Source organism: Streptomyces thermospinosisporus (assembly GCF_039526425.1).
Taxonomy (GTDB): domain Bacteria; phylum Actinomycetota; class Actinomycetes; order Streptomycetales; family Streptomycetaceae; genus Streptomyces; species Streptomyces thermocarboxydovorans.
This window is the reverse complement of the sequence record NZ_BAAAIZ010000013.1, coordinates 1-25623: the sequence shown is the minus strand read 5'-3', so window position 1 is coordinate 25623 and position 25623 is coordinate 1. Positions and strand designations below refer to the sequence as shown.

Below are 25623 nucleotides of genomic sequence, written 5' to 3'. Positions count from 1 at the left end.
TGGCCCGCCGCCGGGTTTCAGGTGGTCGGTGGGCAGGGCCCGGTCCCGGGCGCCCCTTGGCCGCCGTCGGGGAGTGCGGGTGGGGTGGGGCTGGGCGCGCGGTTCCCCGCGCCCCTGGGGGGAGTTGGCCCGGCGCCGGGTTTCAGGTGGTCGGTGGGCAGGGCCCGGTCCCGGGTGCCCCTTGGCCGCCGTCGGGGAGTGCGGGTGGGGTGGGGCTGGGCGCGCAGTTCCCCGCGCCCCTAAGGGTGTTGGGCGCGCCCGGGGTTGCAGGTGGTCCCCGCGGCCCTGGGGGGAGTTGCTCTACAGCAGGGTTTTGAGGCGCTCGGCGAGGAGGTCCCAGCGCCAGCGTTCCTCCACCCAGGAGCGGCCTCGGTCGCCCATGCGGCGGCGGAGGTCCGGGTCGGCGAGGAGGGTGATGATGCGGTCGGCGGTCTGGGTCTCGTCGCCGCCGCGGACGACCCAGCCGGTCTCGCCGTCGAGGACCGCGTCCGGGGCGCCGCCGGAGTCGCCGGCGACGACGGGCAGGCCGGTGGCGGAGGCCTCCAGGTAGACGATGCCGAGGCCCTCGACGTCCAGGCCGCCGCGCCGGGTGCGGCAGGGCATGGCGAAGACGTCCCCGGCGCCGTAGTGGGCGGGCAGCTCCTCCCAGGGCACCGGGCCGGTGAAGCGGACGGAGGCGGCGACACCGGTCTCACGGGCGAGCCGGCGCAGGTCCTTCTCGTAGGGGCCGCCGCCGACGATCAGCAGCACGGTGTCGGGCTCGGCCGCCAGGATCGCGGGCATCGCCCGGATCAGGGTGTCCTGGCCCTTGCGGCGCACCAGCCGGGAGACGCAGACGACGACGGGCCGGTCGGTCAGCCCGAGCCGCGCCCGGATCTCGTCGCCGCCGGACGCCGGGTGGAAGGTCTTCTCGTCGACGCCGGGCGGCAGCTGCACCATCCGGGAGGCGGCCTCGGGCGTCAGTGCCGTGGCGATGCGCGAGCGGGTGTACTCGCCGAGGTAGGTGATCGTGTCCGTGGACTCGCCGATGCGGCGCAGCAGCTGCCGGGCGGCGGGCAGCTGGGCCCAGCCGGCCTCGTGGCCGTGGGTGGTGGCCACGATCCGCTCGGCGCCCGCGCGGCGCAGCGCCGGTGCCATCAGCCCGAGCGGGGCCGCCGCGCCGAACCACACCGAGGTGCAGCCGTGCTCGCGCAGCAGGCCGACGGCCCGCCGGGTGGCGCCGGGGGTCGGCAGCAGCATCGTCGTGCGGTCGCGTACGACGGTGAAGGGCTGCTCGGCGTCGAAGGCGGCGGTGGCCGCGATGCCCTCCCGGGAGCGCTTCCAGGTGGAGGCGTAGACGACCAGCCGGTCCGGGTCCAGGCGCAGCGCCATGTTGTGCAGGAAGGCCTGGATGCCGCCGGGGCGGGGCGGGAAGTCGTTGGTCACGATCAGGGTCTTGTGCATCGCCGCCGACCCTAGCCGACCCGGTCGGAGCCGGGCTTGCTGGATCCCGCACAGCTTCTCGGGACATCATGGGCCGGTCAGCAGCCCCCGGAGCGACGGGACGAGATCACGTGAAGACGACGGCCGCACGGGGGGCAGCCCTCGCCGGGCTCCTGACCGTCTGGGGTCTCACCCGCGCCGCGCTGCTGCTGTTCGTCCTGAAGGTGATCACCTTCCCCGGCCCGGACGTCACCAGCGACGTCTCCGTGATCTACCAGCGCTGGTACGGCGTCCTGGGCGACCGAACGTTCCCGCTGGACGACGTCACCTGGCAGTACCCGCCCGCCGCCGCCCTGGCGATCCTCTCCCCCGGCCTGCTGCCGTTCCTCGAGTACGCCACCGCGTTCTTCGTGCTGGCCTGCGTCGCCGACGCGGTCACGCTGGCCCTGCTGGTGCACGCGGGCCGGCGGGCCGGACGGTCCGGCCGCGGGGCGTGGATGTGGGTGGCGGGGGTGCCGCTGCTCGGGCCGACGGTGTACGCCCGCTACGACGTGATGGTGACCGCGGTGGCGGTCGCCGCGGTGGTCGCCGGCGCCCGGCACCCGCGGCTGATGGGGGCGCTCGCCGGGTTCGGGGCGATGCTGAAGGTGTGGCCGGCGATGCTGCTGCTCGGGGCGCGCCGGCGCCGCACCTGGACGTCGGCGCTGGCGACGGCCGCCGCCGTCGCCGTCCTGTTCGCGATGCTGATGCCGGGCTCCTTCGCCTTCCTGACCTTCCAGCGGGACCGGGGTACCGAGGTCGAGTCGCTGGGCGCGCTGGTCTTCCATGTCGCCCGGCACCACGGCTGGGAGGGCGAGGTGCTGCTCAACTACGGCTCGGTGGAGTTCCTCGGACCGCATGTGTCCTGGGTGAGCACGGGCGCGCTCGTCCTCACCGGCCTGGCCCTGGCCTGGCTGCTGCTGTGGCGGGCGCTGGCCGCCCGCTTCGAGGCGCACACCGTCGCCGACGCGGCCTTCACGGCCGTCCTGCTGTTCACCACCACCAGCCGGGTGATCAGCCCGCAGTACATGGTGTGGCTGGTCGGTCTGGCCGCGGTGTGCCTGTGCTTCCGCAGCAGCCGCATGACGCTCCCGGCCGTCCTGGTCCTGGCCGCCTGCCCGGTCACGGTGCTGGAGTTCCCCGTCTTCTTCGCCGAGGTGGTGGCCGGCGACGCCCTCGGCATCGCCCTGCTCGCCCTGCGCAACGGCCTGCTGGTGGCCGCCACGCTGCTGGCGGCCCGCCGCCTGTGGACCGGCACCGTCCCCCGGCCCGTGCCGTCCTCCCCGGCCCCCGCTCACCGGGCCCGCACCCCCGAGGCGGGCGTCCCCTCCTCCTGAGGCCGGGTGCGCCGCAGCGGGACCATCAGCCCGGCGCACTGCACGGCCATGGCGAGCGCCGGCGCCAGCGCCACCCCGGGCAGCCCGAGTCCGGTGAGGGCGTGGGCGAGGACCAGCTGGACGGCCGTGCCGAACACGGTGATGCGCAGCAGCACGGGGGCGCCGCTGCCCTCGAGGACTCCGCCGAGCGCGATGAAGCAGGCCGTCAGCAGCTCATCTGCCGGACCGCCGCGAGCAGGCCGCGGTGCTCAGGCGCCGGCTGGAGTTCCTCGAGACCCCGTCGAGCTTCTTCTACCGGGACGGCGATCCGGTGCGGGCGGAGGAGGCGGACGACATCTTCCGGCAGGGGGTGCTGCGGGTGGCCCGGGCCACGGGCGAGGCGGAACGCGCCTGGCTGCGGGAGGCGCTCGCCGAGCTGGATCAGCCGAGTTCGGAGCGCAGGTAGTCGCGCCACTGGGCGGTGAAGGCCTCGCGGGTGGTGCCGAGGACGGTCTTCATGGCGGAATCGACCGCGCCCTCGCGCTGCCCGTGGGCGCCCACGGCGCGGTAGAACTCGCCCAGGCGGTCCTCGCCCCAGCGGTCGGCGATCAGGCGGCAGGCGAGCCAGCCGCTCTCGTAGGCGCGGGCGAGGCGGTCGGCGTCGCCGGAGAAGCCGAAGTCCTCGTCGTCGGGGAGGGCGGTGGGCAGGTCGCCGCGCCCGACGGCGTAGGCGAGCTCGGGGGCGGCCTCGGCGGGGGCGCGTGCACCGCTTCGGTAGCCGACCCAGTCGGCGAAGCCCTCGGAGAGCCACAGCGGGGTGGCGGCCGTGGTGTGGGTGCGGGTGGCGACATGGGTGGTCTCGTGGGTGAGGACCACCCGGCGGCCCGAGTCGCCGAGCAGGCCGAAGGCGTCCGGGTTGACGATGATCCGGTCCGCGGGCGCCCGTCTGCCGGTGCCGGTCTCGCCGGTGGTGACGGCGGCGATGCCCCGGTAGGAGGAGGCGGGCGAGTTCAGCAGGCCCGCCATGCCCTGCAGGGAATCGGGGACCAGGACGACCACGCGGCGGGGCCAGGGGCGTTGCCAGGCGTCCGAGACGGCGGGGACCGCGCGGTCGGCGAGCTCGGCGTAGCCGCGCAGCTGGTCCGCGGGCCGGCCCACGCCCAGCACCAGGCTGCGCTCGCCCCGGGCGACGCGCACCGTGCCCTGGTCCCACAGCTGCTGGCCGGCCTTGCGGGCCGGGCGGTCGGAGTCGACGCTCCAGCGGTCGTCGGCACCGCGGCTCAGCCGCAGGGTGCGGGCGGTGGTGACCGGGGCGCGGTCGTGGCCCCGGACGCGGTAGCTCAGGTCGGCCTGGGCGGTGGCGGTGTCGCCGGAGCGCCGCACGGCGGTCACCCGGTAGGACCAGTCGGCCAGCGGGACGGCGCTGAGCCTGTCGTAGCCGGTGCGGTCGCCGGTACGGGCGTAGGCCACGGGGTCGCGGTCGAGGACGGCACGGGCCCGCCGGTCGAGCAGCGACTGCACCTCGGCGCGCGCGGAGTCGGCGACCGGCGGTCCGCCGCACGCCACCAGGGCGACGAGCAGCAGACACAGCGCCACCACCGACGCCCCCGACACCCGCCTTCGACCAGCCACCTTTCCGAGGGTACGGGCGCCCGCCCGCTGTGGTCAGACCCTGGTGACCGACGAGACGGGCATCATGCCGACCGGGTCGTACCGCACCGGCGCGCCGGGATACGGGGCGTGGATCACCTGACCGTTGCCCATGTACATGCCGACATGACTGGCGTCGGAGCGGTAGATCACCAGGTCGCCGGGGCGCGCCTCGGACAGCGGGACCTGGCGGCCGGCGTACCGCTGGCCCTGCGAGGTCCGCGGCAGGGACACCCCGGCCTGCCGGTACGCCCACTGGGTCAGCCCGGAGCAGTCGAACCCGGAGGGCCCGTTGGCGCCCCAGGCGTAGGGCCTGCCGAGGGCGGAGCGGGCGGCGGCGACGGCGGCCGCCGCACGCGAGGAGGCGGGGGCGGCGCCGAGGGGGCCGGGCAGGTCGCCGCGGCCGGAGCGGGTGGCGCGTTCGTAGGCGGCGCGCTCGGCGCCGGGAAGGGAGTCGAGCAGCCGCCGCGCCTTCGCGAGCTTGCGCTCGACGGTCCGCTTGTGCGCGGCGGCGGCCTTGCGGCTGCGCTCCAGCTCGGACAGCTTCCCGGACGCGGCGGAACGCTCCTGGGCGAGGGTGCGCAGCGCCTGGTGCAGGGTTCTGAGCTGTCCGGCCTGGCGGCCGGTGATCCGGTCCAGCACGGACGCCTTGTCGAGGTAGTCGTCCGGGTCGTCGGAGAACAGCAGCTCCAGGGAGGGGTCGAGGCCGCCGGAGCGGTACTGGGCCCCGGCGAGCGAACCCAGCGACTCCCGCAGGGTGTTGACCCGCTCCTGCTGCCGGGCGATCTCGTCCTGGGCGGTGCGGATCTGCCCGCGCAGCCGGTCGGCCCGCTCGTCGGCCTTGTTGTACGCCTCGATCGCCTTCTCGGCCTGCCGGTGGAGTCGGTCCACCTCGGAGCGGGTGTCGTCGGCGGGTGCGGCCGCGGCCGGTACGGCGGCCAGGGCGGCGGCCGCCGCGGAGAGCAGACCGACGGCGACGGTGGCCCCCCGGTCGACACCGGAGGACGGTGCAAGGCGGCGATGGGACCCCACGGGAAGCCGCACTCCTTCCGCTCGCGGACGGGAAACGCGGCAGACAGTAGCCCCGAGCCCGCAGGCCGGCCAACGACCTCGGCCGCCACACACGGTGACGCCCCGCCTGCGACGCAGGTCACAGGCGGGGCGGAGGCTTGCCGGGCGGCGCGGTGATTCCCCCGAACGGAGGCACCTGGTGCGGGGGTCCGTCAGGACCTGGTGCGGGGTCCGTCAGACCAGGTGCAGGGTCCGTCAGACGCGGACGCCGAACATGAACGGGCCGCCGATGGTGTTCATCGACTCGTAACGCACCACGGTGCCGGTGCGCGGGGCGTGGATGATCTGGCCGTTGCCCGCGTACAGACCCACGTGGTGCAGGTCGTTGAAGAAGAAGACCAGGTCGCCGACCTTGAGCTGGTCCACCGAGTAGATCTTGGTGCCGGCGCCGGTCTGGGCCTGGGAGGTGCGCGGGAGCTGAACGCCGGCCTGCGCGTACGCCCAGGAGGTCAGGCCCGAGCAGTCGAAGGAGGACGGGCCGGTGGCGCCGTAGACATAGGGGCTGCCGAGCTTGCTCTGCGCGGCGGCGAAGGCGGCGGCGGCGCGGCCGGAGCTGGGCGGGACATTGGAGCTGAGGGCGTCGCGCTCGGCGGCGCGGCTGGCGCGGTTCTGCTCCTCGGCGAGCTGTGCCTTCTCCTCGGCGGTGAGGCTGTTGAGCAGCTTCTGCGCGGCGGCGAGCTTGCTCTGGACCTCCTTCTTCTTCTTGCCCAGCTCGGTGCGGGTGGAGGAGAGGTCCTTGAGCTTCTCGGCCGCCTCGGAGCGCTGCTGGGCGAGTTCGCGCTGCTTCTCCTGGATCTTCTTCAGCGCCTCGACCTGCTGTCCGCTGAGCTGGTCGAGGGTGGACGCCTTGTCGAGGTAGTCGTCCGGGTCGGAGGAGAGCAGCAGCTGGACGGAGGGGTCGATGCCGCCGCTGCGGTACTGGGCGCTGGCCATCGAACCGAGGCCGTCGCGCAGTTCGTTGAGTTCCTGCTGACCGCGGGCCACGTCGTCCTGGATGGTGGAGATCTCCTTCTGGAGCTTCTCCTGCTTCTCCTTGGCCCCGTTGTACTTCTCGGTGGCCTTCTCGGCCTGTTCGTAGAGCTTGTCGACCTTGGCCTTGACCTCGTCCTTGCTCGGCTTCTCGCTCGGAGCGGCGTTGGCGGCCTGAGAGCTGAGGGCAACAGCGGCAGCAGCAGCGGTGGTGAGCACGGTCACACGTGCACGGCTCGGCTGCTTGGGACGACGGTGGGACGCCACGGAGACGAGCTCCTTCTCGAGAGTGATCGCGCGGTCGCGGGTTCGAGCAGACCCTAATGATGTTCTTGTGATCAGTTCAAATCCCCGGCCACAAAATCTCCGCCACAGTGCGTTTATTTACCCTCAACTCACCTGCAGTGATGCCGGGTTGACGCTACGTTGCGTGAAGGTTCCGTCAATTCGGGCATAGGGACGCTACGTTGCACGGGGGACGGAAGTGATCCGAGTATCAGGAAAGCCGCTTGCCGACTGCGGGATGAGAGTACGGGCCGAGTATCAGGAAAGCCGCTTGAGAAGCACCGCCGATGCCACCGGGCGTGCGCCGGCGCGGGCGACCCCGTCGGCGACCTCGCGGTCGGTGGAGACGACGATGACGGGCCGGCCCGGCGGTTCGGCGCGCACCAGCTGGCGGATCAGCTCGTCGGCGGTGACCCCGGGCTTGGAGAACAGCACCCGCACCCCGCGCGGCGGCGCCAGCAGCACCGGCGCGGCCAGTTCGGCCCCGTCGAAGACGCAGGTGACCTCGGCGCCGGTCTGCGCGGCGAGCTGGGCCAGCTGCCCCAGCAGCCTGAGGCGCTGCTTCTCCAGGGGCATCTGGGGATAGCCGGTCTTGGTGACGTTGTAGCCGTCGACGACCAGATGGGCCTGCGGCAGCGCGAGCAGCTGGTCCAGGATGGCCGGGTCGTTCTCGGAGAGCGCGCGGGCGGCGATGTCCTTCGGGGTCATGCGGCCCGGCTCCACGGCGTCCACGGTCTCGGCGGGCCGCACGGACACCGGCGGCAGGGCGAGTTCGCGGCGCAGTCCCTGGGCGGCGTCCAGCACGGTGTCGAGCAGCAGCCGCACCCGCATGTCCTCCACGCTGCGGCCCTCCCGGGCCGCCCGGCGGGCCGCCTCCAGCGCGGCCTCCGTCTCGCCGAGGCGGGCCTTGAGCCGCCGGGTCTCGCTCTCGGCGGCGGACACCTGGGCCTGCCCCTCGGCGCGCACGGCCTCCATCTCGCCCTGCAGCTTGCGCAGCGCCGCCTCGCCGCGCTTGACGTCGCTGAGCGCGCTGCGCAGCTTGCGCTGCAGCGACTCGGCCTCCTTGCGGGCCGTCTCCAGCTCGCCGCGCAGCCGCTCGGTCTCCGACTTGGTGTGCTCGCGGGCCCGGGCGAGTTCGGCGCGCAGCCGCTCCACCTCGGCCCGCATCTCCTCGTCGGCGCGCTCGGCGTCGGCCCGCTGGGCCTCCTCGCCGGCGGCGGCCACCAGCTTCACCCAGCCCGGCGGGCGCAGAACATAGGCCGCGGCCGCCACGTCGAGCGGATCCGCGGCCGGGGGCGGGGAGCCGGAGTCGAGGGCGCCGGCGAGTTCCGGCTGGGCCTCTCTGAGCTTCTCCCCGATCCGCTGCCGGAACAGCGGGTCGGTCTCCAGCGCGGCGGCCATGGCATTGCCCGCGAACTTGGCTCTGCGGTTCGGGGCGAAGCGCGCGTACTGCCGCAGCTGGGCGGGCAGCTCCGAGACGGTCAGCTGCCCGAAACCGGCGGAGACGATCTGCACGACGCGGCGGCGCACCCCGTCGGGCAGCGGACGGTCGAGCACCTCAGCGGTGCCGTCCTGCGGCCCCCCGCCTCCGGTCTCCACCATCCGTCACACCCCAATGCCTGTGCGTGACCCCGCGAGCGGGGTCACCGTCAGCGGGCCCGCTCCGCTCAGGAGCCGGCGCCCGGCCTGTCCACGAGTTCCACCTGGTCCACGGCGTTGCACCAGCGGCACCGCACCGACTCGATCGTCTCACTGAGCACCTCGCGCTCCTCGACCTTGGGCTCTCCGGCCAGATCGAGGTGGACGTACTCCACGGCCTTCGACGAGCGGGTCACGTCGAAGCGGGTGAGATTGCCGCAGAGCGTGCAGCGCCACCGCGTCGTGGCGGTCGGCAGGGGAACCGTCATCGTGCCTTAGCTCTTTTCCTTCTGGGCTTCCATTGTCGGCGACGCCCCGCGCACGCGGTCCGTCATGGCTCGTAACCCTACGGCCTGGCGCCTCCCCGCCGCCCGCCCGTCCACGGCGGCGAGGCATTCTGTGCGGTTGCGTCCGGTTACGTCATGCTCTGTAGCCATGATCCGCATCTGGAGCGCGCCGGCCGCCGACGGGGCGGGCCTCAGCTCGCCGGCCCCGGTGACCCGCACCCTGATCATCCTGTGCTGCGTGGTCTTCCTGCTCGGACCGGCCTGCGGCCTCAATCCGCTGTACGGCGCCGGGGACGAGCTGCTCGCGGCGCAGCGGGCCTGGTTCCGGCGCTGGGGCGTGATCCCCGCAGACCTGTTCGAGGGGTCCCCGGCGGCGGTGCTCACCCCGGCCACCGCCCTGTTCGTGCACGCGAGCTGGGTGCACCTGCTCGGCAACATGCTCTTCCTCCACGTCTTCGGGGTGATGACCGAGGCGCGGATGGGCCGCGTGCAGTTCACCTTCTTCTGCCTCGGCTGCGGCTGCCTCGCGCTGCTGGGGTACGCGGCGGCCAACGCGCGGTCGGAGCAGCCCCTGGTGGGCGCCTCCGGGGCGATCTCGGCGGTCCTCGGCGCGTTCCTCTTCCTGTTCCCGCGCGCCCGGGTCACCAGTCTGCTGCCGTTCGCCTTCTTCCTGCCGGTGCGGCTGCCCGCCTGGGTGGTCCTGCCGTTCTGGGCGGCGCTGCAGTGGGCGGCGGCACGGCAGCAGGCCCCGGACGGTCCGGGGGTGGCCTATCTGGCCCATCTGGTGGGCTTCGGCCTGGGCTTCCTCTTCGCCTGGGTCCGCTTCGGCCGTACGACTAGAGTGAAGGCCGCCCCTGCACCGGCCTCCGAGGGAGAGAACCAGCCGTGATCACCGCGATCGTCCTCATCAAGACCAGCGTGGACCGGATCCCCGAGATCGCGGAGCAGATCGCCGCGCTGGAGAACGTCAGCGAGGTCTTCTCCGTGACCGGCACCTACGACCTGATCGCCATGGTGCGCGTGAAGGAGCACGAGGACCTGGCGGAGGTCATCCCGGGCCGCATCAGCAAGATCCCGGGGGTGGAGGCGACCGACACGCACGTCGCCTTCCGCACGTACTCGCAGCACGACCTCGAGGCCGCGTTCGCCATCGGGCTGGACAACTAGCGCTCCGCCCACCTGCGCCGGACGCTCAGGCGGAGGTGTCCGGCACGCAGCGGCCGTCCACCGTGCGGTAGGTCCAGCGGGCGCCGTCGCGGACCAGTTCCCTGACCGCGGCCACGAAGCGGTCGACGTGCTCGTCGGGGGTGCCCGCGCCGAAGCTGACCCGGACGGCGTTGAGGGACTTCTCCCCCGGCGCTGCCTCGGGCGCGCCGCACTCGCCCTGGGCCTGGGCCTCGGCGCCGAGCAGGGTCCGCACCAGCGGGTGGGCGCAGAACAGGCCGTCCCGCACGCCGATGCCGTACTCGGCGGACAGCGCGGCGGCGAAGTGGGAGCTGTTCCAGCCGTCGACGACGAAGGACAGCACGCCGACGCGCGGGGCGTCCTCGCCGAACAGCGACAGGAAGCGCACCTCGGGCACGTCGGCCAGTCCCTCGCGCACCCGGCGGATCAGGTACTGCTCCCGCGCCACCAGCGTGTCGAAGCCGGCCTCGGTGAGCGCCTTGCAGGCGGAGGCGATGGCGTAGGCGCCGATGACGTTGGGCGAGCTGGCCTCGTGCCGGGCGGCGCCCTCGTGCCACTCGACGTCCACTCCCCCGTCCGCGCGCCGGCCGACCTTGCGGCTGGCGCCGCCCCCCGCCAGGTACGGCTCGGCCGCGCGCAGCCAGTCGGACCGCCCGGCGAGGACACCGGAGCCGAAGGGGGCGTACAGCTTGTGCCCGGAGAAGGCGACCCAGTCGACGTCCAGGTCGCGGACGCTCACCGGGTGGTGCGGGGCGAGCTGGGCCGCGTCCAGCACGATCCGGACGCCGTGCGCGTGGGCGGCGGCGGCCAGTTCCCGTACCGGCCACAGCTCGCCGGTGACGTTGGAGGCGCCGGTGACGCAGACCAGGGCCGGGCCGTGCGGGTCGCGGCCGGACAGCGCCCGCTCCAGGGTCTCCACGGCTCGCCGGGGGCTGTCCGGCGCGTCGAGGTAGGTGACGTGCGCGTCGCGCCAGGGCAGCAGGGAGGCATGGTGCTCGGTCTCGAAGACGAAGACCTGGCAGCCGGTGGGGAGCGCGGAGGCCAGCAGGTTGAGCGAGTCGGTAGTGGACCGGGTGAAGACGACCTGGTCGTCCGCGCGGCAGTCGAGGAACTCGGCGACGGTCCGGCGGGAGTTCTCGAACAGGTCGGTGGAGAGCTGGGAGAGGTATCCGGCGCCGCGGTGCACGCTGCCGTAGTAGGGGGCGTAGGCGGCGACGTCGTCCCAGACGCGCTGGAGGGCGGGGGCGCTGGCGGCGTAGTCGAGCGCGGCGTAGGTGACCTCGCCGCCGGTGACGAGCGGGACGGTGACATCCCGCCCCAGAACGGGCAGCGGGGCACAAACGGACACGTCGGCGGCAGGGGTGACGACAGACATGGGGGAACTCCCGTGAAGGCAGAGGCACCGGGGAACGCGGCACCGGCCGAAAGGCGAAAGGCGAAAGGCGAAAGGAGTAAGAAGAGTGTGCGGAGGCGGGCCGGAGAAACGGCCCTAGCGCATTCGCTTGCTCACGGAAGACTCCCTCGATGGACCAGGACCCCTGGTGTCGCGAGGGGTCCGCGCTTGCCGTAGGCCTTGCTGCCGTACGGCCTGGTCTTCACCCGGGGCACCCCGCCACGGACGGAGGGTTGCCGGACAGTCGGCCGGGGCCTGATGACTGTCACTCATGACCTGGACAGGAACGTAGGCGATCACAGCGATGTCCCGCAACCCGTGTCCGGATCGCGGGACATCGTCCGTGGGGCGTCAGGCGTTGCTGACGGCCACCCAGCGTTCCAGTACGCGCCGGGCGGCGCCGGAGTCGATCGACTCGGCGGCCTGCTCCATCCCGGCCCGGATCTGCTCGGTGAGCGAGCCGCTGCCCGGCCGCAGCGCGACCAGCGCCGCCGCCGAGTTCAGCAGCACCGCGTCGCGCACCGGGCCCCGCTCGCCGTCCAGCACCCGCCGGGCGACCTCCGCGTTGTAGGAGGCGTCGGCGCCGCGCAGCGCCTCGACGGGCACCAGCTCGATGCCGACGTCCCGCGGGTCGAAGGTCTCCTCGGTGACCGTGCCGTCGCGGACCACCCACACCCGGGAGGTGGCGGTGGTGGTCAGCTCGTCCAGCCCGTCGTCGCCGCGGAACACCAGCGAGGAGTTGCCGCGCTCGGCGAACACGCCCGCCATGATGGGCGCCATCCGGGGGTCGGCGACGCCGACCGCCTGGCACTTGACCCGGGCGGGGTTGGCCAGCGGCCCGAGGAAGTTGAACACCGTGCGGATGCCCAGCTGCGAACGGGCGGCGGCCACATGGCGCAGCGCGGGGTGGAACTTCACCGCGAAGCAGAAGGTGATCCCGGCCTCCTCGGCGACCTCGGCCACCCGCCGCGGGGTCAGCTCCAGATTGACGCCGAGCTTCTCCAGGACGTCGGAGGCGCCGGAGGCCGAGGAGGCGGCCCGGTTGCCGTGCTTGACCACCTTGGCGCCGGTGCCGGCGACCACGATCGAGGACATCGTGGAGATGTTGACGGTGCGGGCGCCGTCGCCGCCGGTGCCGACGATGTCGACGGTCTCCCCGGGCACCTCGATGACATTGGCGTGCTCGTACAGGGCCCGGACGCAGCCGGTGATCTCCTCGACCGTCTCCCCCTTGGCGCGCAGCGACACCACGAACCCGGCGATCTGCGCATCGGTGGCCTCGCCCCGCATGATCAGGTCCATCGCCCAGGCGGTGTCGTCCGCGGTGAGGTCCCGGCCGTCCAGCAGCCCGTTCAGCAGGACTGGCCAGGAGCGGCCCGCCGCGGTGTCGCCTCCAGCGGGGGTCACAGCGCTCATAGCCGCTCCTGATGGTCCTAGAAACACGGATAGGTCTCGGGCACCACCCTATCCAGCCCGGGGCATGCCGAAGGGCCCCGTCCGCAGACCGGACGGGGCCCTTCAGGTGGCGTGGCGAGTGCAGTGATCAGTGGTGGCCGTGGCCGCTCGTGATCTCGTTGTACTCCTCGACGGTCGGCTTCGGAATCTGGGACTCCTCGCCGTAGTACGCCTTGCTGAGCTTGGCGCGCAGCTTCTCGGTGCCCTTCACCTTGCGCTCGACGCCGTGCTCGTCGACGGTCGGGCCGATCTCCAGCGGCTTGTACTGCTCGTGCGCGGTGAGCGTGTACAGGGCCTCCTGGCTGAGCGGCTCGTGCACCTCGATGAACTCACCGTGCGGCAGGCGCTTGATGATGCCCGACTCGCGGCCGTGCAGCACCTTGTCCCGGTCCCGGCGCTGCAGGCCGAGGCAGATCCGCTTGGTGACGATGAACGCGATGACCGGGCCGGCGAAGAACCCGATCCGGACGAACCAGGTGACCGCGTTGATCGAGAGGTTGAAGTGCGTGGCGATGATGTCGTTGCCGCCACCGATCAGCATGATCATGTAGCCGGTGACCCAGGCGACACCGAAGGCCGTACGGGTCGGGGCGTTGCGCGGGCGGTCCAGGATGTGGTGCTCGCGCTTGTCCCCGGTGATCCAGGACTCGATGAACGGGTACAGGGCGATGACCCCGAGGAAGAGGCCGAACAGCACCAGCGGGACGAACACGCCCAGGACCAGGGTGTGGCCCCAGAAGTTGATCTCCCAGCCGGGCATGGCACGGACCAGACCCTCGGCGAAGCCCATGTACCAGTCGGGCTGGGCTCCGGTGGAGACCATGTCCGGGCGGTACGGGCCCAGGTTCCAGATCGGGTTGATCGAGGCGATGCCGGCGAGCAGCGCGATGAAGCCGAAGACCAGGAAGAAGAAGCCTCCCGCCTTGGCCATGTACACCGGCAGCAGCGGCATGCCGACGACGTTCTTGTTGTTCCGTCCGGGACCCGCGAACTGCGTGTGCTTGTGGTAGAAGACCAGGATCAGGTGGCCGACCACCAGACCGAGCATGATGCCCGGCAGCAGCAGGATGTGGATCGAGTAGAACCGCGCGACGAAGTCGGTGCCGGGGAACTCCCCGCCGAACAGGAACATCGACAGGTACGTGCCGACGATCGGCACGGAGAGGATCGCGCCCTGGGTGAAGCGGACACCGGTGCCGGAGAGCAGGTCGTCCGGCAGCGAGTAGCCGGTGAAGCCGGTGAACATGCCGAGCACGAACAGCAGGAAGCCGAACAGCCAGTTGATCTCACGCGGCTTGCGGAACGCGCCGGTGAAGAAGACGCGCATCATGTGCACGAACATGCCGGCGAGGAAGACGACCGCGGCCCAGTGGTGGATCTGCCGGATGAGCAGACCGCCCCGCACGTCGAAGCTGATCCTCAGCGTGGAGGCGTACGCCTCCGACATCAGCTGGCCCTGCATCGGGACGTAGCTGCCGTGGTACTCCACCTCGTTCATCGACGGGTGGAAGAACAGCGTCAGATACACACCCGTGAGGATGATGATCAGGAAGCTGTACAGGCAGATCTCGCCCAGCATGAAGGACCAGTGGTCCGGGAAGATCTTGCGCATGTTGGCCTTGGCCAGGGAGTAGATCCCCAGCCGGCCGTCGGCCCAGTCGGCGACGCGCTCGCCGGCCGGCGCCTTCCCGCGAGAGCGGGGCTGTGTGCTGGTGTTGGTGCTCATCCGCGCTCCCAGAATGCAGGACCGACGGGCTCTTCGAAGTCACTGAGCGCTTCGAGGTAGCCCTCGTCGTTCACGCCGATCCGCAGCTGCGGGAGAGCGTGACCGGCGGGACCGAAGATCACCTTGGCGCCGTCGGAGAGGTCGAAGGTGGACTGGTGGCAGGGGCAGAGCACGTGGTGCGTCTGCTGCTCGTACAGGGAGATCGGGCAACCGACGTGGGTGCAGATCTTCGAGTACGCGAGGATGCCCTCGTGTCCCCACTCCAGCGTGCGCTTGTCCTTGATGTCCTCCGGCTGGATGCGGACGAGCATCAGGGCGGCCTTGGCGATCTCGTTCTGAAAGTCGTGGTCGTGCTCCTCCAGGCCCTCCGGCTTGGCGAAGGTGAGGGAGCCGGTCACGATGTCCGAGGGGCGCATCGGCTCCCCGGTGTTCATGTTGATGATCAGCTTGCCCTTGGACCACAGGGTGTGGCGCAGCTTGTCCTCGGGCAGCGGGCCCAGTTCGCGCATCAGCACGACGCCGGACAGCGGCACCAGGGCCAGCGCACCGAACATGGTGTTGCGGATGAGCTTGCGCCGGCCGAGCTGGGACTCCTTCGCGCCCTGGCGGAAGTCGTCCATGACCTTGGCACGGACCTGGGGCTCGGCCTCGATCGCGTGCCGCTCGTCGGTCAGCTCCTCGTCGGACATCAGCGTGCGGGCCCAGTGGACCGCACCCGCGCCGATGGTGAACAGCGACAGGCCGAGCGTCACACCGAGCGCGAAGTTCAGCGCGCTGACGTGACCGAACGGGAAGATGTAGACGATCTCGTCGACCGGGATCGCCACGAACGCGGCGATGAAGCCGATGGTGGCCAGCATCGAGACCGTGAACAGCAGGGCGACCGTGCGCTCGGACCGCTTGGCGGCCCGCTCGTCGATGTCCTGCCTCCGGTGCTCGTGAGGCGGCAGCCCCGGGTCGGCGAACGGGTTCTTCTCGTCCGCCACACGCACCGCGCCGTGGGCGTCGTCCTGCGCTGCGGGCAGGTTCTCTTCTGGAATGTCTTGGCTACTCATGACTTCCTGGCCTTTGCGGTCCGAGCGGCGACCCACACAGCGACGGCGATCAGACCGCCGAGACCGAAGATCCAGCCGAACAGACCCTCGCTGACCGGGCCGAGCCCGCCCAGCTCAAGGCCGCCGGGGTTCTCGGTGTCCTGGCTGTTGACCTCGTCCAGGTACGCGATGATGTCCTTCTTGTTCTGCTCCGACAGGGTGCTGTCGGGGAAGGAAGGCATGTTCTGCGGGCCGGTGAGCATGGCCTCGTAGATGTGTTTCGGGTCGACGTCCTCGAGATTCGGCGCGTACTTGCCGTGGGTCAGGGCGCCGCCCTTGCCGGTGAAGTTGTGGCACTGCGCGCAGTTGTTGCGGAACAGTTCGCCGCCCTTGGCGATGTCGGCACCCTCGGGGCTGTACTGCGACTCGGCCGGGATGGCCGGGCCGGCGCCGAGGGAGGCGACGTACGCCGCCAGCGCGTCGATCTCGGCCTGGGTGTAGACCGGCTTCTTGCGCGGGACCTGCGCGCCCTGCGAGGTGGCGGCCGGCATGCGGCCGGTGCCCACCTGGAAGTCCACGGCCGCGGCGCCCACGCCCACCAGGCTCGGCCCGTCGGAGGTGCCCTGACCGCCGGTGCCGTGGCAGCTGGCGCAGCCGACCGCGTAGAGCTTCTTCCCCTCCTCGATGGTCAGGGACTGGGCGGTTTCGTCGGCCTGCGCCTTGTCCGCGGGCGCGAACACGGCGTACAGCCCCCCGGTGCATGCCAGCGCGAGGAGTAGGACGACGAGCGCCGCCGCCGGGTGGCGTCGTCGTGCGGAGAGCTTTTTCACGGATTACCCCGGTGTCAGGATCTTCTGCGTCGATGCTTCTGGCTTGGTGCGCTTCTTCAAGCGCGCGCGATTGCGGACCCGGCTACTTGATCATGTAGATCGTGGCGAAGAGGCCGATCCAGACGACGTCGACGAAGTGCCAGTAGTAGGACACGACGATGGCCGCGGTCGCCTGCTCGTGGGTGAACCTCCGGGCCGCGTAGGTGCGTCCCAGGACCAGCAGGAAGGCGATCAGACCGCCCGTCACGTGCAGGCCGTGGAAGCCGGTGGTCAGGTAGAACACCGAGCCGTACGGGTCGGACGAGAGCGACAGGCCCTCGTGCTTGACCAGCTCGGTGTACTCGAAGACCTGGCCGCCGATGAAGATCGCGCCCATGATGAAGGTGACGATGAACCAGCCCCGGAGCTTCTTCACGTCACCGCGCTCGGCGGCGAAGACGCCGAGCTGGCAGGTGAGCGAGGAGAGCACCAGGATCGTGGTGTTCGTCGCCGAGAACGGGAAGTTCAGCGCGTCGGCCTTCTCCGACCAGAAGTCGGGTCCGGTCACCGATCGCAGGGTGAAGTACATCGCGAAGAGGGCCGCGAAGAACATCAGCTCGGAACTCAGCCAGATGATGGTTCCGACGCTGGTGAGGTTCGGCCGGTTGACCGACGGGTGCGCGTGCCCGGTATCTACTGTCGTTGCTGTCGCCACGCCGACATTATGTCGGTCGCTTATCCCGCCCTCACTCCGGGGGGTGCCGTTCGGAGTGTCTCGACCCGCCGCACCGGTGTTGACGTGGTGTTCAAGGGAGTAGCATCCGGCCCAACGGGCTTGTCCTTACGACGCTGACGTCACGGAGGAAGCATGCAGCCGACCGCCACGGTGCTGGTGTACAGCGACGACGCGAACACGCGGGAACAGGTGCGGTTGGCCACCGGCCGACGGCCGGCTCCGGACGTCCCTGTGGTGGAGTTCGTGGAGTGCGCGACCCCGGCCGCGGTGATCCGCGAGCTGGACAAGGGCGGGATCGACGTCTGCGTGCTTGACGGCGAGGCCGTGCCGATGGGCGGCATGGGGCTGTGCCGACAGATCAAGGACGAGATCTTCCAGGCTCCCCCGGTGCTGCTGCTCATCGGGCGGCCCCAGGACGCCTGGCTGGCCACCTGGAGCCGGGCTGAGGCCGCGGTGACCCTGCCGGTGGACCCGGCGGAGTTCGCCTCGGCGCTGGCCTCCCTGCTGCGCTCCCGGCGCCTGCAGAGCGCCTAGCTCGAGCCTCCTCGGGGGCCGGGGCGTCCCGTCCGGCGGCCTTGCGGGGCTGCGGGCCTGCGGGCCGCCGTGTCCGGCGCGCGGTCCCGTGTCCGGTGCGCGGTCCGTGTCCGGTGCGCGGCTCCCGTGCCCTCCGTGGGGCGTCTCAGGCAGCCGCCGGGCGCAGCCGTGCCGCCTCCTGGGGTGCCGCGGGGCCGGCCGTGAGCGCGCTGCCCTGCTGCCACTTCTCCCACGGGACGTTCCAGTCGCCGAAGCCGTTGCCGAACGGCTCCATCGTGTCGCCGTCGGAGTTCACGACCTTCACCAGGTCGCCCTCGCGGACGTTGTCGAAGAACCACTCGGCGTTGGCGGTGCTCATGCCGACGCAGCCGTGGCTGACGTTGGCGTAGCCCTGGGAGCCGACCGACCAGGGGGCGGCGTGGACGTACTCGCCGCTCCAGGTGACGCGGGTGGCGAACTGCACATCGAGGTCGTAGGACTCCGACGAGCCCTCGGCTATGCCCACGGTGGTGCTGCGCATACGTACGAAGCGTTCCTTGCCGAGGACCACCTTGACGCCGTTGCGGGTCTCGAAGCCCGGCTTGCCGGTCGTGACGGGGATCGCCTTGACCTCCTCGCCGTTCTTGTACACCGTCAGCCGGTGGGCGGCTGCGTCGGTCACGGCTATGACCTGGTCGCCCGTGGTGATGGTGAGCGGCTTGGCCTTCCCGCCGCGGAGCCGGTCGTTGATCTTGATGCCCTCCAGGTTGCTGCGCACCTGGACGGTGGTGCGGGCCGGCCAGTAGTCCTTGGGGCGGAAGTGGAGCTTCTTGTCGTCCACCCAGTACCAGCTGCCGGTCACCGCGGGCGTGGAGGTGACCTTCAGCCCGCGCTCCACCACCGCCCGCTGGGCGCGGTCCTTGACCGGTGCGCTCAGCTCGACGGTGATGGGCTGGCCGACGCCGTAGGTGCCCGCCTTGGGGCCGAAGGTGACGCCCAGGCGCTTGGTGGTGGAGGGCTTGCCCGTGGTGAAGGTGATCACCTTGCGGCCGGGCGCCCCGTCCTCGTTCTCGGTGCTCACCCGGACCGTGTACTGGGCGCTGGCGGCCAGCGGTGATGTGCTGTGCCACCGGCTGCCGTCGGCGGCGAGTTCACCCGCGACATAGCGGCCTGTGGCGTCGCGGGCGGTGACGTCCGTGATGCGGCCGTCGTCGTCCTCGGCGACGACCTCCAGAGGCTTGTCCGGGTCGACGGTCTTCTTGTCGCCGGCGGGGCCGCTGAACGAGATCTGGTCCGCCGCGTCGTACGGCTCGGCGGACAGCGGGTTGCCGTCCGAGCTGCAGCCGGTGACGCCCGCGCCGAGGGCGATCACCAGCAGCGTGCAGCCGACGACGGTACGGGTGCGCGGGTGGTGTCTCATGGCCTCACGCTAGGAAGGCCCGTCAACCGTGGCGCGCTGAGAGACTCGAACGAGTGACGGGGATTGTGCCCAAAGGCAGGGGCCCGGACCCTCCTGACGGAGCGTCCGGGCCCCTGCCCGAGTGGTCCCGCTACTGGGTGCGGTTCTCACCGCGGTAGTACTCGAAGACCCAGCCCCAGATGCTGGCCAGGATCAGCGGTGCCGCGAAGTACATCAGCCACCAGCCGATGGCGACGGACAGGAACGCGAAGGAACCGCCGAGGCCCAGGAAGAGCGGCTGCCAGCTGTGCGGGCTGAAGAACCCGAGCTCGCCGGCGTCGTCGGCGACGTCCGCCTCCTTGTTGTCCTGCGCGCCCACGTCGACCCGCCTGGCCGTGAAGCCGAGGTAGAAGCCGATCATGATCGCCAGGCCGAAGGCCAGGAAGAGGGCGGTGGTACCGGCCGGCTCCTTCGACCACACGCCGTAGACCACGGCCATGATGAGGAGGAAGACGCTCAGCCACATGAACATCTTGCCCTGGATCTTCACTTGCCGGCCTCCTTGCTGCCAGCGACGGCCTTCTCGCCGTGACCGATGTTCTCGAGCTCGTCGAGCGCGGCGATCTCAGGGTGGTGCAGGTCGAACGCCGGGGATTCGCTGCGGATGCGCGGCAGGGTGAGGAAGTTGTGCCGCGGCGGCGGGCAGGAGGTCGCCCACTCCAGGGAGCGGCCGTAGCCCCACGGGTCGTCCACACCGACCGGCTTGCCGTACTTGGCCGTCTTCCAGACGTTGTAGAGGAACGGCAGGATCGACAGGCCGAGCAGGAAGGACGAGATCGTGGAGACGGTGTTCAGCGCGGTGAAGCCGTCGGCCGCGAGGTAGTCCGCGTACCGGCGCGGCATGCCCTCGGCACCCAGCCAGTGCTGGACCAGGAAGGTGCCGTGGAAGCCGATGAACAGCGTCCAGAAGGTGATCTTGCCGAGACGCTCGTCGAGCATCTTGCCGGTGAACTTGGGCCACCAGAAGTGGAAGCCCGAGAACATCGCGAACACCACGGTGCCGAACACCACGTAGTGGAAGTGCGCCACCACGAAGTACGAGTCGGAGACGTGGAAGTCCAGCGGCGGCGAGGCCAGGATCACGCCGGTCAGACCACCGAAGGTGAAGGTGATGAGGAAGCCGGCCGCCCACAGCATCGGCGTCTCGAAGGAGAGCGAGCCCTTCCACATGGTGCCGATCCAGTTGAAGAACTTCACACCGGTCGGGACCGCGATCAGGAAGGTCATGAAGGAGAAGAACGGCAGCAGCACACCGCCGGTGACGTACATGTGGTGGGCCCACACCGTCACGGACAGGCCCGCGATCGCGATGGTCGCGCCGATCAGACCCATGTAGCCGAACATCGGCTTGCGGGAGAAGACCGGGACGACCTCACTGATGATGCCGAAGAACGGCAGCGCGATGATGTACACCTCGGGGTGGCCGAAGAACCAGAAGAGGTGCTGCCACAGCAGCGCTCCGCCGTTGGCCGAGTCGAAGATGTGCGAGCCGAACTTGCGGTCCGCCTCCAGCGCGAAGAGCGCGGCGGCCAGCACCGGGAAGGCCAGCAGGACCAGCACACCGGTCAGCAGCACGTTCCAGGTGAAGATCGGCATGCGGAACATCGTCATGCCCGGGGCGCGCATGCAGATGATCGTGGTGATGAAGTTGACCGAGCCGAGGATGGTGCCGAAGCCGGACAGGGCCAGACCCATGATCCACATGTCGGCGCCGATGCCCGGCGAGCGGACCGCGTCCGACAGCGGGGAGTAGGCGAACCAGCCGAAGTCGGCGGCGCCGGCCGGCGTGAGGAAACCACCGAGCGCGATCAGCGAGCCGAACGAGTACAGCCAGTAGGCGAACATGTTCAGCCGCGGGAAGGCCACGTCGGGCGCGCCGATCTGCAGCGGCATGATCCAGTTCGCGAAGCCGGCGAACAGCGGCGTCGCGAACATCAGCAGCATCACCGTGCCGTGCATGGTGAAGGCCTGGTTGAACTGCTCGTTCGACATGATCTGCGTGCCCGGACGGGCCAGCTCGGCGCGCATGAAGAGCGCCATCACGCCGCCGATCAGGAAGAACGCGAACGACGTCACCAGGTACAGCGTGCCGATGGTCTTGTGGTCGGTGGTCGTCAGCCACTTGACCACGACGCTGCCACGGTTCTGGCGCCGGACCGGCAGCTCGTCCTCGTAGTGGGACCCTGCTGCCGCGGCACCCTGGGGTTCGTTGAGGATGCTCACAGGATGTTCGACTCCCGGTTCTTCTCGTGGCCCGACTGCGGGATGCCCGCGGGCACGTAACCGGTCTGCCCCTTCTTCACGAGGTCCTTCAGGTGCTGCTCGTAGCGCTCAGGGGAGACGACCTTGACGTTGAACAGCATCCGGGAGTGGTCCACTCCGCACAGCTCGGCGCACTTGCCCAGGAAGGTGCCCTCCTTGTTGGGGGTCACCTCGAAGGCGTTGGTGTGGCCCGGGATGACGTCCTGCTTCATCAGGAACGGCACCACCCAGAAGGAGTGGATGACGTCACGAGAGGTCAGGACGAAGCGGACCCGCTTGCCCTCGGGCAGCCACAGGGTGGGGCCCGGGTTGCCGGTCTGCGCGTTGCGGGTGCCGGGGGTACCGCAGTCGTAGACGCCGCCGGCGTTGGCCGGGAAGGCGTCCTTGTAGCGGTTCGGGATCGCGTCGAGCTCGGGGGACTTCCTGGCGTCGCCGGAGGAGCCCTCGACCTTCTCGACGTAGTTGAAGCACCAGCTCCACTGGAAGCCGACCACGTTGACCGTGACGTCGGGCTTCTTCTCGAGCTTCAGCAGCTCGGACTCGTCACGGGCCGTGAAGTAGAACAGCACCGAGACGACGAGGAGCGGAACGACCGTGTACAGCGCCTCGATGGGCATGTTGTACCGGGTCTGCGGAGGAACTTCGACCTTGGTGCGGCTGCGCCGGTGGAAGAAAGCACTCCACAGGATCAGGCCCCACACCAGCACGCCGACGGCGAGCGCGGCAGCCCAGGATCCCTGCCACAGGGAGAGGATCCGCGGAGCCTCTTCCGTGGTCGGGGTGGGCATACCAAGGCGGGGGAAGTCCTCCCATGTGCAACCGGTGGCGGTCGCCAGGACCAGGCCCGCGGTCAGTGCCTGCAGCAGCTTCCGCCGCATCGGGCGCCGCGGCGAGCGGTCGGAGCCGTTGGGACTCACGTAGCGCCTTCCCGAGAGTCTCGCCCGCGCGTGGTGGCTGCGGCCTTCTCGCTGGTCGGTCGCCGCCCTGCGACGGGCAGGGGTTTGGATGTTTATGCGGACCAAACCCTAGCCGACGCCCTCCGGGGGTTCGCGGGGAGGGGTGCCTAGTAGCTCGGGTGGTTCGCTGGTTTGGCGGCTGCGGGTGCGTCGGGGCTGGTCGCGCCCCGCGGCGAAGCCGCATTTCGACACTGCCCCGCGCCCCTTGGGGTTGGTGCAGCTAGCGGGGTTCTAACGTTGGCGTATGGCCTACTTCGACGCCGCTTCCGGTCTTCCTCTGCATCCCGTCGCCCGGCAGGCGTTGGTGGCGTCGCTGGACGAAGGGTGGGCCGATCCCGCGCGGTTGTACCGGGAGGGGCGCCGGGCCCGGATGCTGCTGGACGCCGCGCGCGAGGCCGCGGCCGAGGCCGTGGGGTGCCGGGCGGACGAGGTGGTGTTCACCCCGTCCGGGACCGTGGCGGTGCACTCGGGGATCGCGGGGGCGCTGGCGGGCCGGCGGCGGGTCGGGGATCACCTGGTCGTGTCCGCGGTCGAACACTCTTCGGTGCTCCACGCGGGGGAAGTTCACCGGGCCGGCGGAGGGTCGGTCACCGAGGTGCCGGTGGACCGGCAGGGCGCCGTTGCTCCGTCCGGGTACGCCGAGGCGCTGCGGCCGGACACCGCGCTGGCGTGTCTGCAGTCGGCCAATCACGAGGTGGGGACCGTCCAGCCGGTGGCCGAGGTGGCCGAGGTGTGCCGGGCCGCCGGGGTGCCGCTGCTGGTGGACGCGGCGCAGTCGCTGGGCTGGGGCCCGGTGCCGGGCGACTGGTCGCTGCTGACCGCCAGCGCCCACAAGTGGGGCGGCCCGGCCGGGGTCGGGCTGCTGGTGGTGCGCAAGGGCGTCCGCTTCGCGCCCCAGGGCCCGGTGGACGAGCGGGAGTCGGGACGGGCGCCCGGTTTCGAGAACATCCCGGCGATCGTGGCCGCGGTGGCGGCGCTGCGGGCGGTGCGGGCGGAGGCGGCCGAGGAGGCGGCGCGGCTGCGGGAACTGACGGACCGGATCCGGGAGCGGGTGCCGCGGCTGGTGCCGGACGTGGAGGTGGTCGGCGATCCGGAGCGGCGGCTGCCCGGCATCGTCACCTTCTCGTGTCTCTATGTCGACGGCGAGACCGTGCTGCACGAGCTGGACCGGGCCGGTTTCTCCGTCTCGTCCGGTTCGTCCTGCACCAGCAGCACGCTGATGCCGAGCCATGTGCTGAAGGCGATGGGCGTCCTGAGCGAGGGCAACGTCCGCGTGTCGCTGCCGCCGGGCACGGCGGAGGAGGACGTGGAGCGGTTCCTGTCCGTGCTGCCCGGGGTGGTGGGCGAGGTGCGGGAGAAGCTGGGGGCGCCGGCGCCGGCCGCGGCGGCCGTGCAGGAGGACGCCCTGGTGGTGGACGCCCTCGGCCGGCGCTGCCCGATCCCCGTCATCGAACTGGCCAGGGTGATCGACCGGGTGCCGGTGGGCGGCCTGGTCCGGGTGCTCGCCGACGACGAGGCGGCCCGCCTGGACATCCCGGCCTGGTGCGAGATGCGCGGGCAGGAGTACGTGGGGGAGGAACCGGCGGAGCAGGGCACGGCGTACCTGGTCCGCCGGGTCGGCTGAGGCGCGTGCGGGGCCGGGGGCTACCGCAGGTGCTTGCGGACCTCCTCGGCCGCCTCGTCCCCGTAGGCCTTGGTGAAGCGCTCCATGAAGTGGCCGCGCCGCAGCTGGTACTCCTGGGTGCCGACGGTCTCGATGACGAGGGTGGCGAGCATGCAGCCCACCTGGGCGGCGCGCTCCAGCGAGACGCCCCACGCCAGCCCGGACAGGAAGCCGGCCCGGAAGGCGTCGCCGACGCCCGTCGGGTCGGCCTTGCGCTCCTCCTCCGGGCAGCCGACCTCGACCGGCTCCTCGCCGGCCTTCTCGATCCGCACGCCCTGAGCGCCGAGCGTGGTGACCCGGTGGCCCACCCGCCGCAGGATCTCCGCGTCGCTCCAGCCGGTCTTGGCCTCGATGAGCCCCTTCTCGTACTCGTTGGAGAAGAGGTAGGTCGCCCCGTCCAGCAGTATCCGGATCTCCTCCCCGTTCATCCGGGCGATCTGCTGGGAGAAGTCCGCGGCGAACGGGATGCCCCGCGCGCGGCACTCCTCGGTGTGCCGCAGCATCGCCTCCGGGTCGTCGGCGCCGATGGAGACCAGGTCGAGGCCGCCCACCCGGTCGGCGACCGTCTTCAGCTCGATCAGCCGGGCCTCGCTCATGGCGCCCGTGTAGAAGGAGCCGATCTGGTTGTGGTCGGCGTCGGTGGTGCACACGAAGCGGGCGGTGTGCAGCGTGTCGGAGATGCGGACGGAGTCGGTGTCGACGCCGTGCCTCTCCAGCCAGGCCCGGTAGTCCTCGAAGTCGAAGCCGGCCGCGCCGACGAGGATCGGGCGGGTGCCGAGCTGGCCCATCCCGAAGGCGATGTTCGCCCCCACGCCGCCCCGGCGCACGTCGAGGTTGTCGACCAGGAACGACAGCGAGACCGTGTGGAGCTGGTCCGCGACGAGCTGGTCGGCGAAGCGCCCGGGGAAGGTCATGAGGTGATCGGTGGCGATGGAGCCGGTGACTGCGATGCGCACGGCGTGGTCTCTCCTGAGGGAGGCGGTTTGACACTTCACGCTACCGGGTGGCGACGGCGCGCTGAAGCGCCGAAACTACCCGATAGTAGATCTTTCTTCGTGACCTTCGGCGTGCATACGGTGCGGACATGACGAACCTCGAAGTCCACGCTCCCGACCCGGCCTACCTCGACGGCGACCTGGCGTCGCTCCAGGGTGACTGTGCCCGCATGGTTCCCCACTGGGCGGCTCCGGAGCGGGCCGCGTCCCGGCCGGTCCCGCCGTCCCTGATCCACGGCGTGCGGGTGCCCTCGTCGTCGGCGCGGCTGGTGGACGCGATGCCGGACTACGGCGACTGACGGATCCGTTCCTTCAGGGGAACCGCGCGCTCCCCCGCTGCGTCCCATCGCCGTCCCCCGAAATGGGGATGCGGGATACGACCCACCAGCAGTCCGGGTACGACCGGGCATGGGTCTACCGGGACAGCTGTGCAGCCGAAGGAGCGATGCGGTGAACACCGAGCGACCCGACAACGACGACGCCGAGGCGAAGGCCGACGGCAGCGTGCGCGGCACCGGGGAAGCTCCGGGCAGTGAGGAGACGGTTTCCCCCGAGGCAGGGGCGGTCACCGGCGGCGGCGAGCGCGACGCCGGTGAGTCCCCGGCCGGAGCGGACCCGGCCTCCTCCGAGGCAGGGGCGGCGGAGGGCGCCGCCGCGCCCGAGCGGGAGGCCGCGGATGCCGGGACGCCGGAGCAGGACGCCACCGAGACAGGGGCGCCCGAGCAAGAAGCCGCAGGTGCCGGGACGCCGGAGCAGAACG

23 protein-coding genes, 3 pseudogenes and 1 riboswitch are annotated in these 25623 nt (G+C 71.2%); of the genes and pseudogenes, 8 read left to right on the top strand and 18 right to left on the bottom strand.

The window, feature by feature from the left end; translation table 11 throughout:
• Positions 1–300 precede the first annotated feature (300 nt).
• Positions 301–1443, bottom strand: coding sequence for a glycosyltransferase family 4 protein (locus tag ABD207_RS06465; protein ID WP_344010738.1), 1143 nt, complete (start codon positions 1441–1443; stop codon positions 301–303).
• Between the two features lie 110 nt (positions 1444–1553).
• Between ABD207_RS06465 and ABD207_RS06460 the strand changes: the two genes are divergently transcribed.
• Positions 1554–2798 carry a glycosyltransferase 87 family protein gene (locus ABD207_RS06460; protein WP_344010737.1) on the top strand — a complete coding sequence of 415 codons (1245 nt, stop codon included), beginning with the start codon at positions 1554–1556 and terminating at the stop codon, positions 2796–2798.
• Here ABD207_RS06460 and ABD207_RS06455 read toward each other — a convergent pair.
• A pseudogene (locus ABD207_RS06455) lies at positions 2756–3010 on the bottom strand (MATE family efflux transporter); the annotation flags it as partial. The gene ABD207_RS06460 and the pseudogene ABD207_RS06455 overlap by 43 nt on opposite strands.
• Positions 3011–3012: 2 nt before the next feature.
• Here ABD207_RS06455 and ABD207_RS06450 point away from each other — a divergent pair.
• A pseudogene (locus ABD207_RS06450) lies at positions 3013–3243 on the top strand (PadR family transcriptional regulator); the annotation flags it as partial.
• On the opposite strand, the gene ABD207_RS06445 reads toward ABD207_RS06450, so the two are convergent.
• The 5 genes from ABD207_RS06445 to ABD207_RS06425 form a co-directional block, all read right to left on the bottom strand.
• Complete coding sequence (locus ABD207_RS06445) at positions 3219–4409, bottom strand: hypothetical protein (RefSeq protein ID WP_344010735.1); 1191 nt, start codon at positions 4407–4409, stop codon at positions 3219–3221. The pseudogene ABD207_RS06450 and the gene ABD207_RS06445 overlap by 25 nt on opposite strands.
• Before the next feature lie 33 nt (positions 4410–4442).
• On the bottom strand, positions 4443–5459 hold the full coding sequence (locus tag ABD207_RS06440) for a C40 family peptidase (protein ID WP_344010734.1): 1017 nt from the start codon (positions 5457–5459) through the stop codon (positions 4443–4445).
• A 234-nt stretch (positions 5460–5693) separates the two neighbouring features.
• Complete coding sequence (locus tag ABD207_RS06435) at positions 5694–6734, bottom strand: C40 family peptidase (protein ID WP_344010733.1); 1041 nt, start codon at positions 6732–6734, stop codon at positions 5694–5696.
• Between the two features lie 276 nt (positions 6735–7010).
• On the bottom strand, positions 7011–8354 hold the full coding sequence (locus ABD207_RS06430; protein ID WP_344010731.1) for an NYN domain-containing protein: 1344 nt from the start codon (positions 8352–8354) through the stop codon (positions 7011–7013).
• Positions 8355–8419: 65 nt separating this feature from the next.
• Positions 8420–8659 (bottom strand): hypothetical protein, encoded by a 240-nt coding sequence (locus ABD207_RS06425; protein ID WP_344010729.1) that lies wholly within the window; start codon positions 8657–8659, stop codon positions 8420–8422.
• A gap of 166 nt (positions 8660–8825) precedes the next feature.
• Here ABD207_RS06425 and ABD207_RS06420 point away from each other — a divergent pair, with 166 nt between their 5' ends.
• Both ABD207_RS06420 and ABD207_RS06415 read left to right on the top strand, forming a co-directional pair.
• The gene (locus ABD207_RS06420; RefSeq protein WP_344010728.1) at positions 8826–9566 is read left to right on the top strand and encodes a rhomboid family intramembrane serine protease; all 741 of its coding nucleotides are present in this window, start codon (positions 8826–8828) and stop codon (positions 9564–9566) included.
• On the top strand, positions 9563–9844 hold the full coding sequence (locus ABD207_RS06415) for an Lrp/AsnC family transcriptional regulator (protein WP_344001129.1): 282 nt from the start codon (positions 9563–9565) through the stop codon (positions 9842–9844). Before ABD207_RS06420 ends, ABD207_RS06415 begins: the two co-directional genes overlap by 4 nt.
• Positions 9845–9869: 25 nt before the next feature.
• On the opposite strand, the gene ABD207_RS06410 is transcribed toward ABD207_RS06415, so the two are convergent.
• The 6 genes from ABD207_RS06410 to ctaE all read right to left on the bottom strand — a co-directional run bounded on the left by ABD207_RS06410 (position 9870) and on the right by ctaE (position 16994).
• Positions 9870–11237, bottom strand: coding sequence for an aminotransferase class V-fold PLP-dependent enzyme (locus ABD207_RS06410; protein ID WP_344010727.1), 1368 nt, complete (start codon positions 11235–11237; stop codon positions 9870–9872).
• A 177-nt stretch (positions 11238–11414) separates the two neighbouring features.
• Positions 11415–11532, bottom strand: a riboswitch (SAM riboswitch).
• Between the two features lie 74 nt (positions 11533–11606).
• Entirely contained in the window at positions 11607–12671 is a 1065-nt protein-coding gene (gene trpD / locus ABD207_RS06405; RefSeq protein ID WP_344010726.1) for an anthranilate phosphoribosyltransferase, read from the bottom strand.
• A gap of 127 nt (positions 12672–12798) precedes the next feature.
• Entirely contained in the window at positions 12799–14436 is a 1638-nt protein-coding gene (gene qcrB, locus ABD207_RS06400; RefSeq protein ID WP_344010725.1) for a cytochrome bc1 complex cytochrome b subunit, read from the bottom strand.
• The gene (gene qcrA / locus ABD207_RS06395; RefSeq protein WP_344010724.1) at positions 14433–15491 is read right to left on the bottom strand and encodes a cytochrome bc1 complex Rieske iron-sulfur subunit; all 1059 of its coding nucleotides are present in this window, start codon (positions 15489–15491) and stop codon (positions 14433–14435) included. The genes qcrB and qcrA overlap by 4 nt, the downstream gene beginning before the upstream one ends.
• Positions 15488–16300: a cytochrome bc1 complex diheme cytochrome c subunit gene (gene qcrC / locus ABD207_RS06390; RefSeq protein ID WP_344010723.1), complete on the bottom strand. Its 813-nt coding sequence runs from the start codon at positions 16298–16300 to the stop codon at positions 15488–15490. The genes qcrA and qcrC overlap by 4 nt, the downstream gene beginning before the upstream one ends.
• Positions 16301–16382: 82 nt before the next feature.
• The gene (ctaE, locus tag ABD207_RS06385) at positions 16383–16994 is read right to left on the bottom strand and encodes an aa3-type cytochrome oxidase subunit III (RefSeq protein ID WP_344010722.1); all 612 of its coding nucleotides are present in this window, start codon (positions 16992–16994) and stop codon (positions 16383–16385) included.
• A 153-nt stretch (positions 16995–17147) separates the two neighbouring features.
• Between ctaE and ABD207_RS06380 the strand changes: the two genes are divergently transcribed.
• Positions 17148–17549, top strand: coding sequence for a DNA-binding transcriptional response regulator (locus tag ABD207_RS06380; protein ID WP_344010721.1), 402 nt, complete (start codon positions 17148–17150; stop codon positions 17547–17549).
• A 145-nt stretch (positions 17550–17694) separates the two neighbouring features.
• On the opposite strand, the gene ABD207_RS06375 is transcribed toward ABD207_RS06380, so the two are convergent.
• The 4 genes from ABD207_RS06375 to ctaC form a co-directional block, all read right to left on the bottom strand.
• On the bottom strand, positions 17695–18948 hold the full coding sequence (locus tag ABD207_RS06375; protein WP_344010719.1) for a L,D-transpeptidase: 1254 nt from the start codon (positions 18946–18948) through the stop codon (positions 17695–17697).
• A 130-nt stretch (positions 18949–19078) separates the two neighbouring features.
• Complete coding sequence (locus ABD207_RS06370) at positions 19079–19477, bottom strand: cytochrome c oxidase subunit 4 (RefSeq protein WP_344010718.1); 399 nt, start codon at positions 19475–19477, stop codon at positions 19079–19081.
• Positions 19474–21210: an aa3-type cytochrome oxidase subunit I gene (gene ctaD, locus ABD207_RS06365; RefSeq protein WP_344010716.1), complete on the bottom strand. Its 1737-nt coding sequence runs from the start codon at positions 21208–21210 to the stop codon at positions 19474–19476. The genes ABD207_RS06370 and ctaD overlap by 4 nt, the downstream gene beginning before the upstream one ends.
• Complete coding sequence (ctaC, locus tag ABD207_RS06360; RefSeq protein ID WP_344010714.1) at positions 21207–22166, bottom strand: aa3-type cytochrome oxidase subunit II; 960 nt, start codon at positions 22164–22166, stop codon at positions 21207–21209. The genes ctaD and ctaC overlap by 4 nt, the downstream gene beginning before the upstream one ends.
• A gap of 283 nt (positions 22167–22449) precedes the next feature.
• Between ctaC and ABD207_RS06355 the strand changes: the two genes are divergently transcribed.
• On the top strand, positions 22450–23829 hold the full coding sequence (locus tag ABD207_RS06355; RefSeq protein ID WP_344010712.1) for a cysteine desulfurase/sulfurtransferase TusA family protein: 1380 nt from the start codon (positions 22450–22452) through the stop codon (positions 23827–23829).
• 20 nt (positions 23830–23849) lie between these two features.
• On the opposite strand, the gene ABD207_RS06350 is transcribed toward ABD207_RS06355, so the two are convergent.
• Positions 23850–24824 carry a carbohydrate kinase family protein gene (locus tag ABD207_RS06350; RefSeq protein ID WP_344010711.1) on the bottom strand — a complete coding sequence of 325 codons (975 nt, stop codon included), beginning with the start codon at positions 24822–24824 and terminating at the stop codon, positions 23850–23852.
• Positions 24825–24952: 128 nt separating this feature from the next.
• On the opposite strand from ABD207_RS06350, the gene ABD207_RS06345 reads away from it, so the two are divergent.
• Together ABD207_RS06345 and ABD207_RS06340 are read left to right on the top strand one after the other, a co-directional pair.
• Positions 24953–25162 carry a hypothetical protein gene (locus tag ABD207_RS06345; RefSeq protein ID WP_344010709.1) on the top strand — a complete coding sequence of 70 codons (210 nt, stop codon included), beginning with the start codon at positions 24953–24955 and terminating at the stop codon, positions 25160–25162.
• A 151-nt stretch (positions 25163–25313) separates the two neighbouring features.
• Positions 25314–25623: pseudogene (locus tag ABD207_RS06340) on the top strand (hypothetical protein); the annotation flags it as partial.